The 12,101-nt window shown below is 70.8% G+C and carries 9 protein-coding genes and 1 pseudogene; 2 read left to right on the top strand and 8 right to left on the bottom strand.

Annotated features, from left to right (window positions below; genetic code table 11):
• Positions 1–83: 83 nt before the first annotated feature.
• Complete coding sequence (locus tag OIE13_RS15730; protein WP_326638996.1) at positions 84–1,484, bottom strand: NAD(P)/FAD-dependent oxidoreductase; 1,401 nt, start codon at positions 1,482–1,484, stop codon at positions 84–86.
• 178 nt (positions 1,485–1,662) lie between these two features.
• On the opposite strand from OIE13_RS15730, the gene OIE13_RS15725 reads away from it, so the two are divergent.
• A complete protein-coding gene (locus OIE13_RS15725) occupies positions 1,663–2,694 on the top strand; it encodes a GNAT family N-acetyltransferase (RefSeq protein WP_326638998.1) in 1,032 nt (343 codons plus the stop codon).
• 80 nt (positions 2,695–2,774) lie between these two features.
• Here the strand turns inward: OIE13_RS15725 and OIE13_RS15720 are convergent.
• Positions 2,775–3,005: pseudogene (locus OIE13_RS15720) on the bottom strand (Clp protease N-terminal domain-containing protein); the annotation flags it as partial.
• On the opposite strand from OIE13_RS15720, the gene OIE13_RS15715 reads away from it, so the two are divergent.
• The gene (locus OIE13_RS15715) at positions 3,004–3,435 is read left to right on the top strand and encodes a hypothetical protein (protein WP_326830168.1); all 432 of its coding nucleotides are present in this window, start codon (positions 3,004–3,006) and stop codon (positions 3,433–3,435) included. The pseudogene OIE13_RS15720 and the gene OIE13_RS15715 overlap by 2 nt on opposite strands.
• Positions 3,436–3,468: 33 nt before the next feature.
• Here the strand turns inward: OIE13_RS15715 and pgl are convergent, their stop codons facing one another.
• The 6 genes from pgl to tkt all read right to left on the bottom strand — a co-directional run bounded on the left by pgl (position 3,469) and on the right by tkt (position 11,733).
• Positions 3,469–4,242, bottom strand: coding sequence for a 6-phosphogluconolactonase (gene pgl / locus OIE13_RS15710; RefSeq protein ID WP_326639002.1), 774 nt, complete (start codon positions 4,240–4,242; stop codon positions 3,469–3,471).
• 55 nt (positions 4,243–4,297) lie between these two features.
• Positions 4,298–5,209, bottom strand: coding sequence for a glucose-6-phosphate dehydrogenase assembly protein OpcA (locus OIE13_RS15705; protein WP_326830167.1), 912 nt, complete (start codon positions 5,207–5,209; stop codon positions 4,298–4,300).
• Positions 5,210–6,781, bottom strand: coding sequence for a glucose-6-phosphate dehydrogenase (zwf, locus tag OIE13_RS15700; protein WP_326647053.1), 1,572 nt, complete (start codon positions 6,779–6,781; stop codon positions 5,210–5,212).
• Between the two features lie 109 nt (positions 6,782–6,890).
• Entirely contained in the window at positions 6,891–8,522 is a 1,632-nt protein-coding gene (locus OIE13_RS15695; protein WP_326639006.1) for a glucose-6-phosphate isomerase, read from the bottom strand.
• Between the two features lie 8 nt (positions 8,523–8,530).
• The gene (gene tal, locus OIE13_RS15690; protein WP_326639008.1) at positions 8,531–9,634 is read right to left on the bottom strand and encodes a transaldolase; all 1,104 of its coding nucleotides are present in this window, start codon (positions 9,632–9,634) and stop codon (positions 8,531–8,533) included.
• Positions 9,631–11,733 carry a transketolase gene (tkt, locus tag OIE13_RS15685; RefSeq protein WP_326639010.1) on the bottom strand — a complete coding sequence of 701 codons (2,103 nt, stop codon included), beginning with the start codon at positions 11,731–11,733 and terminating at the stop codon, positions 9,631–9,633. The genes tal and tkt overlap by 4 nt, the downstream gene beginning before the upstream one ends.
• Positions 11,734–12,101: the final 368 nt, after the last annotated feature.

The raw sequence follows: 12,101 nt of genomic DNA, 5'->3' as shown, positions 1-12,101 counted from the left end.
CCCGGGAGACGTCCGCCGACACTCGCCGGCGTTCACCGCCCGTCCATCGACACCTACCGCCGTCCGGGGCGTCTTCCCGGCGCTCAGCGTCCGGTGATGGAGTCGGCGACGCGGGCCAGCACCGAGGTGCGGCCGAGCCCGGCCTTCTCCCTGGCGTCGGCCCGCCGGTAGAGGTCGTACATGGTGTGCACGCCGATCCACCGCAGCGGTTCCACCTCCCAGCCTCGCACCTTGCGGTCCACCCAGGGCAGGGAGGCGAGCTCGCTCTCCTCGCGCAGGATCAGGTCGCGCAGGGTACGGCCGGCGAGGTTGGTCGTGGTAACCCCGTGGCCGGTGTAGCCGCCCGCCCAGCCGATGCCGGTGGCGTGGTCGACGTGCACGGTGGCGCACCAGTCGCGCGGCACGCCGAGCACACCGGACCAGGCGTGCGCCACCTTCGAGGCCTTGACCGCGGGGAACATCCCGGTCAGCAACTCCCAGAGCGCCTCGATGGTCCACTCGTGGGTGTGGCCCCGGTCGTCCACCCGGGAGCCGTACAGGTAGGGCTTGCCGCGCCCGCCGAACGCGATCCGGCCGTCGGCGGTGCGCTGGGCGTACATGTAGTAGTGCGCCATGTCGCCGAGCAACTCGTGGCCCTCCCAGCCGATCTCGTTCCACAGCCCGCCCAGCGGCTCGGTGACGATCATCGAGCTGTTCATCGGCAGCCAGGCGCGGTGGTACTGCTTCAGCTCGGCGGTGAACCCCTCGGTGGCGCGGATGACGTAGTCGGCGCGGACCGTGCCGTACGGCGTGCGGGCCTCGCGCGGGGCGATCTCGGTTACCGGGGTGCGTTCGAAGATCTCCACGCCGAGGTCCCGCACGGTCTGGGCCAGGCCGCGGGCCAGCTTGGCGGGCTGGATCCTGGCGCAGTGCGGGCTCCAGATCGCGCTGACCGCGCCGTCCACCCGCAGGCGCTCCTCCCGCTCCGCCGGGTCGAGCAGCCGCACGTCATCCTCGGTCCAGCCCCAGTGGCGCTCGTGGGCGAGCAACCGGTGCAGCCGCAGGTCCTGGGCGGCGTTGGTGGCGACCGTGGTGACGCCGCCCTTGACGATGTCGGCGTCGATGTTCTCGTCCTTGGCGACCGTGATGACCTCGTCGATCGCCTCGAACATCACCCGCTGCAGCCGCTTGGCCGCGTCCGCGCCGTGCGTCCTGGCGTAGCGCTCGGGGGTGCCCGCCAGCTCGCCGACCAGCCAGCCGCCGTTGCGCCCCGAGGCGCCGTAGCCGGCGAACTCCTTCTCCAGCACCACGATCCGCAGGGTGGGGCTGGCCTTCTTCAGGTAGTAGGCGGTCCACAGACCGGTGTAACCGGCGCCGACGATGGCCACGTCGGCGTCGAGATCGCCGCCGAGGGGAGTGCCGGCCGTGGGGATGCCGAGGGAGCGATACCAGAAGGAGACGTCTCCGTTGACGAAATCCCCAGCCAGGGGAATGCGCGTGCTCATGGCCTCATATCCTGCTATATCCGTCTATTGAGGTACGCCTGTCAACGGAAACCGTTGCAGAAAAGCTGTCTTGCCACGTAATGAGCGATACGCCCAGATGTAACGGTGGGCTCACTCATGTGTAGCAGTCCCGTAACAGGGTCAGGTAAGGCTATCCCCCAACAGAAGGGGCTTTCTGATGGGGTTTCTGAGGATCCGTACAACCGTTGACGAGCGGCCGGGGCGTCTCGCCTCGCTGACCGCCGCGCTCGCCGCCAAGGGCGGCAACATCCTGGGCCTGAGCGTCCAGACCGACGCGGACGGCACGGTCGACGAGTTCGTCACGGACATCCCCGCCGGCGCCGAGGCGGTGCGCGAGGCGCTGGAGGCGGCCGGTGGACGCGAGGTCCTGGTCGTCCCCGCCACCGCGCACGAGCTGACGGACGAGCCCACCCGAGTGCTCCTGCTCGCCTCCCGGCTGCGCACGACCCCCTGGCGCCTGCCCGAGCTGCTCGGGGAGCTGTTGCGCGCCGACGACTCCCGCTGGGTCTACGGTGCCGAGATGAGCGACCTTCCGGACCCCACGTTGCTCACCGTGCCCGTGGCCCCGCGCCGCGCGATCAGGGTGCGCCGGGCCGAACTGCCCTTCACCCTGACCGAGGCCGCCCGCGCGGCCTCCTTCGTGCGGCTGGCGCAGCCCCCCGCCGAGCAGTCGGGAACCGACCGCGACATCACGCTCTCCAACGGCGTCGAGGTCCAGATCCGCCCGCTCACCCGGCTCTACCGCGTGGCCGTACGCGACCTGCACGACCGCTGCTCGCCCGAGGCCCGCAGGTTCCGCTACTTCACCGCGATGCCCGTGCTGCCGCCGAAGGTCTTCGACCGGCTCTGTGACCGCACGAAGGGGTACTCCATCGTCGCCGGGCACGACGGCCAGGTCGTCGGCCTCGCCAACCTGTTGTTCACCCCCGACCCCGGCATCGCCGAGATGGCCTTCCTGGTCGAGGATCGCTGGCAGGGCAGGGGGCTGGGCATGTCACTGGCCCAGATGCTCGTCGGCCAGGCCCGGGACCTGGGCTTCGCCGAGGTCAGAGCCACCCTGTTCGCCGACAACGTGCGCATGCGCAGGCTCCTGGTCTCGCTGGGCGCGACCCTGAGCCGCACCGAGGACCCCGGCGTGCTGGAAGCCAGGGTGGCCGTGGGAGTGGTGGCGACGGCATCCCCGAGTTGAACCCGTCACCATCCCCGAGTTGAACCCGTCACCCGGCCTCCCCGTTTCGAGATCGCTCAGGGATCCCGAAGCGGGGAGGGCTCACCCCTGTGCCCTCTCACGAGGGCGGGCGCGGGCCGTCTTGCCGAGATCCCGGCGCCGTTACGGTCTCCAGGCGCCCCCCGCCCGGTCAGCACCCGGGCGGCCAGTCCCTCGCCCTCGCGGATCAGACCGAGCAGGATGTGCTCGGTGCCGATGTAGCCGTGGTGCAGGCCGAGTGCCTCCCGCAGCGACAGTTCGAGCATCTTCTTGGCGCGCGGGGTGAAGGGGATGTGGCTGCCGGGGGCGGACGTGCTGGGAGGTCCTCGACCACCTGGGCGCCGAGCGGATCGGCCACGGCATCGCCTGCATGGACGACCCCGCCTGGTCGCCCACCTGCGCGAGACACAGATCCCGCTGGAGGTCTGCCCCACCTCCAACGTCTGCACCGGCCAGGTCGCCCGCATCGAGGAGCACCCGCTGCCCCGCATGATCGAGGAGGGCCTGTTCGTCACCCTCAACAGCGACGACCCGCCCATGTTCGACACCACCCTGAGCGGCGAGTACCGCGTCGCCGCCCAGCACCTGGGCCTGGACCGGCAGATGCTGACCACCCTGGCCCGCAACGCCGTGCAGGCCTCCTCCCTCGACCAGGCGGGCAAGAAGAAACTCCTCGACGAGATCGCCACCATCGCCGACCAGCCCACCGCAACGGCCCCCTGACCTGCCCGGGGTGGTATTCCGCCACGCGAGTGATCAGGGGGAGGAGATCCGGCCCAGCGAAGAGGGGATCTTGGAGGCGGCGGCCCGGTCCAGCAGGAAGAGGGTTCGCCGGCTACCTCGGGCGCCGGCCGCGGGGACCTGCATCGTTCCCGAGTCCGACAGCGCCAGCCGCACCGCTCCGGCCTTCTCCTCACCGGCGGCGATCACCCACACGTCGCGGGCGCCCTGGATGACCGGCATCGTCAGCGAGACGCGGGTGGGCGGCGGCTTGGGCGAGCCGTGCACCGCCACCACCGGGCGGGTGTCGTACAGGGCGGGCATGCCGGGAAAGAGCGAGGCCACATGGCCGTCCGGGCCCATGCCGAGCATCATGAGGTCGAACGACGGCGCCGGGCCGTGGTCCTCGGGGCGCGAGGCCCTGCGAAGCTCCTCGGCGTAGGCGTCGGCCGACTCCTCGGCGGTCATGCCCGAGTCGGGGCCGCGCATCACGTGCACCCGCTCGGGGTCGACGTCCACGTGGTCCAGCAAGGCCTTGCGGGCACCGGTCTCGTTGCGCTCGGGGTCGCCGGTCGGCAGGAAACGCTCGTCGCCCCACCAGATGTCCACCTTGCGCCAGTCGACGGCGTCCCTGGCCGGGGAGGCGGCGATCTCGGCGAGGGTGGCGAGGCCGACGGTGCCGCCGGTCAGGACCAGATGGGCCGAGCCCTTGGCGGACTGGGCGTCGATGGCGCGGATGATCACCCGGGCGGCGACGGCCTTGGCGAGCACGTCGGCGTCGCGATGGATGATCACAGTGGGAACGCTCACGGAACTTCTCTTTCGAAAGGAGGCGCCCCGCGGCAGGCCGCGGGGCGCTCACGGCTCAAGACTTGCGGGTCCGGGCGAGCCGCTGGATCGCGGACGCGTAGATCTCGTCGGGGTCCAGCCGCCGCAGTTCCTCGGCGAGCAGGTCCGCCGTCGGGCGCCGGGTCAGTGCGACCCGGCGGTCCGGCTGGCCGGGGCGCGCAAGCATGGCCTGACGGCCGTCGCCCCGGGTGATGGCTATGTCGCCCTCACCCGAGACCAGCTTGACGGCGGTCAGGCCCGGCCCGGGAGAGTCGGAGACCTTCATGGACGCGCCGAGGCGATCCCCGAGCCAGGCCGCCAGCAGCAGGGCGCTGGCATGGCCGGCCGCGGCCTCCACCGTGCCCCGCTTGACCTTGCCCACCGGCTGGTCGAACGCGGCGGCCAGCAGGCTCCGCCACGTCGTCAGCCGGGTCCAGGCCAGGTCGGTGTCGCCGGGCACGTAACCGCGGGCCCGGCTGATGATCGCCTTGACCGAGTCGGGCGCGGACCGCGCGTCGACGATGCGGCGCTGGGCCAGCATGCCGATCGGATCCGCGGCCGGGACCTCGGGGCACTCGCTGGGCCACCAGGCGACCACCGGGGTGTCGGTGAGCAGCAGCGGGCTGACCACCGAGTCGGCGTGCCTGGTCAGCTCCCCGTACAGGCGGAGCAGTATCACCTCGCCCGGGGTCGACTCGCCGAACCGGATCTCGGCGTCGAGCCGGTTGGGCTCGTGCGGGTCGCGAGGAATGACGACCAGTATCCGGGAGGGATGCTCCCTGGCCGCCTCGGTCGCCGCCCGGAGCGCGTCGTACTGGTCGCTCTCGCCACAGACCACCACCAGGGTCAGCACCATGCCGACCGCCGGGGTGCCCATCTGGTGGCGCAGGTGGGTGAGCTGGGAGGAGATCTTCGAGGCGGTCGTGCCGCTGAGCATGAAGCTGGTCATCTACAGCCGCCTCCAGGCGCGCCCGTCGCGGGCCATCATCTCGTCGGCCGAGGCCGGCCCCCAGGTGCCCGCGGGATACTCCTCCGGCGGGCCCTGGCGGCTCCAGAAGTCCTCGATCGGATCGAGGATCCTCCAGGACAACTCGACCTCGCGTTGGTGCGGGAAGAGCGGCGGGTCGCCGATCAGCACGTCAAGCAGCAGCCGCTCGTAGGCCTCGGGAGAGGACTCCATGAACGACTCGCCGTAGGCGAAGTCCATCGAGACGTCCCTGACCTCCATCGCGGTGCCCGGCACCTTGGAGCCGAACCGAACCGTGATGCCCTCGTCCGGCTGCACCCGGATGACCAGGGCGTTCTGCCCCAGGATCTCGGTGTCGTCCTTGCTGAACGGCAGGTGCGGCGCGCGCTGGAACACCACGGCCACCTCGGTGACCCGGCGGCTGAGCCTTTTGCCGGTGCGCAGGTAGAACGGCACCCCCGCCCAGCGCCGGTTGGCGATCTCCAGCTTGATGGCGGCGTAGGTCTCGGTGATCGAGTCGGGCGGGATGCCCTCCTCCTGCGTGTAGCCGATGACCGGCTCGCCGCCCTGCCAGCCGGCCCCGTAGCGGCCGCGCGCGGTGGCCGGCGACAGGTCGGAAGGCAGCCGCACCGCCTTGAGGACCTTCTCCTTCTCCCTGCGCAGCGAGTCGGCTCCGAACGACGTCGGATCCTCCATGCCGACCAGGGCCAGCAACTGCAGCAGGTGGTTCTGGATCACGTCGCGCGCCGCGCCGATGCCGTCGTAGTAGCCGGCCCGGCCGCCGATGCCGATGTCCTCGGCCATCGTGATCTGCACGTGGTCGACGTAACCCCGGTTCCAGATCGGCTCGAACAGGTTGTTGGCGAACCGCAGCGCCAGGATGTTCTGGACGGTCTCCTTGCCCAGGTAGTGGTCTATGCGGAACACCGAGCTCTCCGGGAAGACCGCGCTGGTGATCGCGTTGAGCTCCTGGGCGCTCCGCAGATCGTGCCCGAAGGGCTTCTCGATCACCACCCGGCGCCAGGAACCCTTGGGGCCGTCCGCCAGGTTGGTCCGCTTCAGCTGCTGGACCACGACGGGGAAGAACTTCGGCGGCACCGACAGGTAGAAGCCGTAGTTGCCGCCGGTGCCCCGGGTCTCGTCGATCTCCTTGAGCATCATCGCCAGCGCGTCGAAGGCGCCGTCGTCGGTGAACTCGCCGCGGCAGAAGAAGATGCCCTCCGACAGCTGCTTCCAGACCTCCTCGCGGAACGGCGTGCGCGCGTGTTCCTTGACGGCGTCGTGGGCCAGCTGCGCGAAGTCCTGGTCCTCCCAGTCACGGCGGGCGAAACCCACCAGGGAGAAGCCCGGGGGCAGCAGCCCCCGGTTCGCCAGGTCGTAGATCGCCGGCAGCAGCTTCTTACGTGCCAGGTCGCCGGTCACGCCGAACAGCACCAGCACGCACGGCCCCGCCACGCGCGGCAGGCGCTTGTCGCGCGGGTCGCGCAGCGGGTTGGACTCGATCAGGGCCTCGGTGATGCCGGCGGTCGAGGCGGCGGTGGCCGTGGTGGCCATGTCCACCGCCCCCTCGTGCGCGATGCCCGTCGTGGTGAGCTCTCCCGCCTGGGCCTGGTCGGCCTGTGGCGGGGAGTTCTCCCTGCTCATTCGAACCTCCGGCGGCACATCAGACCTCCCGTGAGGCGGCGAGCAGGTGAGCGACACCGGCGACGCGGTCGGTCAGGTGCAGCCGCACGGCGGGGCGCCCCCGGCTGGTCAGGGCGCCCAGGTCGCCCAGCGCCTGGGCGAGCTGGAGGCGGCCCAGGGTGTAGGGCTTGCCGGGAACCTCCAGGTCGTTCTCGACGACCCCGGTGATCTGCAGGAACACCCCGTTCTGCGGGCCTCCCTTGTGGTACTGGCCGGTGGAGTGCAGGAAACGGGGGGCCCACCCGAAGGTGACCGGTCGCTCGGTGCGGACTGCGAGCCTCCCGCGGAGCGTGGCCGGATCGGCCTCGCTCCACACGTCCGTCATCTCCTCGAACGAGGCGCCCTCGGGGTACGGGGCGTCGAAGGCCGCCTCCCGGTCGAGGTAGGCCATCACCGCGAGGTAGCCGTCGGAGGGGACCGCCTCCAGCAGCCCGGTGAGCACGTCGGACAGGTCCTTGGGAGCCTCCGCGCCCGGCGGCAGTTCGCCGTAGACCTCCACCGGGCCGTCGACGAGGATCGGCGTGCCGACCGGCAGCTCGCTCCGGTCGAGCAGCTTGGCGGTGTTCTCCTTGGACTCGGCCACGTTCGGCTGGTTGAACGGGTCGATGCCCAGGACGCGCCCGGCGACGGCCGTGGCGTACTCCCAGACGAGGAACTGCGCGCCCAGCGGGCCGGCGACGGTCACCACGCCGTCGGTGTCGATCCCGACGAGCAGCTCGTCGTCGGCGTCGCCGGGGTCGGCGCCCACGACGGGCAGGATGCCCTTGCCGGACTTACCGGTGGACTCGGCGACCAGCTGCTCGATCCAGTCGGGCAGACCGTTGATCTCCGACAGGCCGTCCTCGATCACGAGCTTGTCGCGCCCGGCGACCGCCGCCGCCCCCAGGGCGGCGCCCAGGTCGAGACCGGGGTTGCCCTCCGAGCGCGACAGCAGCGGCAGCACCTCGGCGGCGTCGTCGAGCAGCCGCTCGACGTCGGCGCCGGCCAGCGCGCTGGGCACCAGCCCGAACGCCGTCAGGGCGCTGTAGCGGCCGCCCACGGTCGGGTCGGCCAGGACCACCCGGTAACCCGCCTCGCGGGCGCTGAGCTCCAGCGGCGAGCCCGGGTCGGTGATGACGACGATCCTTGTCGCCGGGTCGACTCCGGCGTCGCGGAAGGCCTTCTCGTAGATCCGCCGGTGGCTGTCGGTCTCGACGGTGCCGCCGCTCTTGCTGGCGACGACCAGGAGCGTGCTCTCCAGCCGGTCCTCCAGCGCGCGGCGCACCTGGCCGGGATCGGTGGTGTCGAGCACGGTCAGCGGTACGTCGGCGGAGCCGGTGATGACCTCGGGAGCGAGGGAGGAGCCGCCCATGCCCGCCAGGACCACGTGGTCCAGGCCCTCGGCGCGGGCCCACTCCACCAGCTCGCCGATCTCACCGAGCAGCTGCCTGCTCGTCAGCGGGAGGTTGAGCCAGCCGAGGCGGACGGCCGCCTCGGGCTCGGCCTCCGGGCCCCACAGCGTGGGGTCGCCGGCGGCCAGGGACTGGGGGACCCCCTCGGAGGCGAGCCGGCCGATCGTTTCGGAGGCCTGCTCGGTGAGGTCGTCCCCGCCGAATGTTACGGACATTGACATGTGTTCCCTCATGCCTTCTTCAGCTCGGTGGCGACGGTCGCCAGAAGCTCGGTCCAGGAGGCCTCGAACTTGTCCACGCCGTCCTCCTCCAGGAACCTCACGACGTCGTCGTAGTCGATGCCGATCTCCTTGAGCGCGGCCATGGTGTTCCAGGCGTCCTCGTAGGAGGGGCGGACCGTGTCACCGGTGATCCTGCCATGGTCGGCCGTCGCCTCGAGGGTCTTCTCCGGCATCGTGTTGACGGTGCCGGAGGTGACCAGCTCATCGACGTAGAGGGTGTCGGGGTAGTCGGGGTTCTTCGTACCGGTGGAGGCCCACAGGGGGCGCTGCGGCCGGGCTCCGGCCAGGGCCAGCGCCTGCCAGCGCGGGGACTCGACGACCTCCTCGAAGGCGGCGAAGGCCAGCCGGGCGTTGGCGAGCGCGGCCTTGCCCTTCAGCGCCAGGGCCTCGGGGGTGCCGATCTTGTCCAGGCGCTTGTCGATCTCGCCGTCCACCCGGCTGACGAAGAACGAGGCCACCGACTCGATGGCCGACAGGTCAAGGCCCTTGGCCTTGGCCTGCTCAAGGCCGCTCAGCCAGGCGTTCATCACGGCGCGGTAGCGCTCCAGGGAGAAGATCAGCGTGACGTTGACGCTGATGCCCTCGGAGATCGCCTGGGTGATCGCGGGCAGGCCCTCGGCGGTGGCCGGGATCTTGATGAACAGGTTGGGCCGGTCGACCATCCACCACAGCGCGCGCGCCTCGGCGACGGTCTTCTCCGTCTCCCTGGCCAGGCGCGGATCGACCTCGATCGACACCCGGCCGTCCACGGTGCCGCTGGCGTCGTAGACCGGCCGCAGCACGTCGGCGGCCCAGCGGATGTCGTAGGTGGTGATGGCGCGCACCGCCTCCTCGACGTCGACACCGCGGATCTTCAGATCGTGCAGCTGGGTGTCGTAGGCGTCGCCTTTGCTCAGCGCGGAGGCGAAGATCGTCGGGTTGGAGGTGACCCCGACCACCTGCCGGTCGCGGATCAGCGACTGGAGATTGCCGGTACGCAGGCGCTCGCGGCTGATGTCGTCCAGCCAGATGGAGACGCCCTGCTCGGAGAGTTTCCTCAGGATCTCACTCATGATCGGTTTCCTGTCGTCTCGCCCTTGTCGGCTCCGGCCTTGGCGAGGCTCGCCTTGGCTGCGGCGACCACGCGCTCAGCGGTCAGGCCGAACTGCTCGTAGAGGGTCTTGTAGGGAGCCGAGGCACCGAAGTGCTCCAGGCTGACCACCGCGCCCTCATCTCCAACGAACTCCCGCCAGCCCATCGCGATTCCCGCCTCCACCGCCACGCGCGCGCGGACCGAGGGGGGCAGCACCGTCTGCCGGTAGGCCGCGTCCTGGGCGTGGAACCACTCCACGCACGGCATCGAGACGACCCGGGTGGCGATGCCCTCCGCCTCCAGGATCTCGCGGGCCTCGACGGCCGGCTCGACCTCCGAGCCGGTGCCGATCAGGACCACCGCGGGCTGCCCGTTGGAGGCCTCCCGCAGGATGTAGCCGCCACGGGCGACCTTCGTCGCGTCGCGGGTGCCCTCGTAGACCGGCAGGTTCTGGCGGGTCAGCGCCAGCGCGGCCGGGCGGTCGTTGTGCTCCAGCACGACCTGCCATGCGGCGGCGGTCTCGTTGGCGTCGGCGGGGCGGACCACGTCGAGACCGGGGATGGCGCGCAGCGCCCACAGGTGCTCGACGGGCTGGTGCGTCGGGCCGTCCTCGCCCAGGCCGATGGAGTCGTGCGTCCACACGTAGGTGACCGGCAGCTTCATCAGCGCCGCCAGCCGCACGGCCGGGCGCATGTAGTCGCTGAAGACCAGGAACGTGCCGCCGTAGGGGCGGGTGCCGTTGTGCAGCGCGATGCCGTTGAGGATCGCCCCCATGCCGTGCTCGCGGATGCCGAAGTGCAGCGTGCGGCCGTAGGGGTTGCCGGGGAAGTCCTTGGTCTGGAACTCCTCGGGGATGAAGGACGGCTCGCCCTTCATCGTGGTGTTGTTGGACTCGGCCAGGTCGGCCGAGCCGCCCCACAGCTCGGGCAGCACCGGCGCGAGGCTGTTGAGCACCTCACCGGAGGCCTTGCGGGTGGCGATGGAGGCACCGGCCTCGAAGACCGGCAGCGCCTCGGTCCAGCCCGCGGGAAGCCGCCGCGCGGAGATGCGGTCGAACTCGGCGGCCCGCTCGGGGTTGGCCTCGCGCCAGCTCTGGTAGAGCTTGTCCCACTCGGCCCGCACGGCGTGGCCGCGCTCGACGACCTTGCGGGAGTGCTCCAGGACCTCGGCGGGGACGTCGAAGTTCTTGGCCGGGTCAAGACCCAGGACCTTCTTGGTGGCGGCGACCTCGTCGGCGCCCAGCGCCGAACCGTGGATCTTGCCGGTGTTCTTCTTGTTGGGGGCGGGCCACCCGATGATCGTGCGCAGCCGGATGAACGACGGCCTGCCGGTCTCGGCGCGGGCGGCCTCCAGCGCCTGGTGCAGCGCCTCGACGTCCTCGACGTAGTCGCCGCCTCGCGTCCAGTCGACGGTCTGGGTGTGCCAGCCGTACGCCTCGTAGCGCTTGACGACGTCCTCGCTCAGCGCGATCTGGGTGTCGTCCTCGATCGAGATGTGGTTGCTGTCGAAGATGACGGTCAGGTTGCCCAGCCTCTGGTGGCCCGCGAGGGCGCTGACCTCGTGGCTGACGCCCTCCTCGATGTCCCCCTCGGAGGCGATGCACCAGATGTTGTGGTCGAACGGGCTCGCGCCCTGCGCCGCGTCCGGGTCGAACAGGCCGCGCTCGCGGCGGGCGGCCATGGCCATGCCGACCGCGTTGCCCAGGCCCTGGCCCAGTGGCCCCGTGGTGGTCTCGACGCCCACGGTGTGGCCGTGCTCGGGGTGGCCGGGGGTCAGGCTCTCCCACTGGCGCAGAGCCTTGAGATCGTCCAGGCTCAGGCCGTAGCCCGACAGGTAGAGCTGAATGTAGAGGGTCAGACTGGTGTGGCCGGCCGAAAGGACGAACCGGTCACGGCCCACCCAGGAGGGGTCTGACGGATCGTGCCGCATCACCTGCTGGAACAGCAGGTACGCGGCGGGCGCCAGGCTCATCGCGGTGCCCGGGTGACCCGAGCCCGCCTTCTCGACCGCATCCATGGCCAGGGCTCGTACGACATCGACCGCGCGGCGGTCCAGGTCGCTCCATTCAAGGGCTGGCACGAGTTCGCTGCTCAACTGCTCGGTCTCCGGATCTAATAGTGTGATGGTGGCGCCGGTCTGGTATTTCCCGCCCACATTGGACCCTAACGGTTTCGGCCGCGTTAGCTGAGTACAGGCCAGCGCTCCGGGCTTCGGGGCGGGGAAGGTTTGCGCGAAAGTGCCTGCCAGGGTGCAAGCGTGCCTTAACCGTCCGCGTTCCGCTCGGCGGTCGGCGCGTTTCCGCGGCACGGCGGGTGTCGCCTCGTGAGGCTTCCGCACCCCGTGCCGGGACCGGCCCCCCCTGCAACTACAGTGAGTCCTCAAGACTGGCTGGTGCCCGCATCCATGGATCCGCTCTAATCAGAGGTTACGCGTTGACCCCGCACGTG

Source organism: Streptosporangium sp. NBC_01810, assembly GCF_035917355.1.
Lineage (GTDB): Bacteria > Actinomycetota > Actinomycetes > Streptosporangiales > Streptosporangiaceae > Streptosporangium.
Note: the sequence above shows the minus strand (reverse complement) of the source record. Positions and strands in the feature narration are given on the sequence as shown.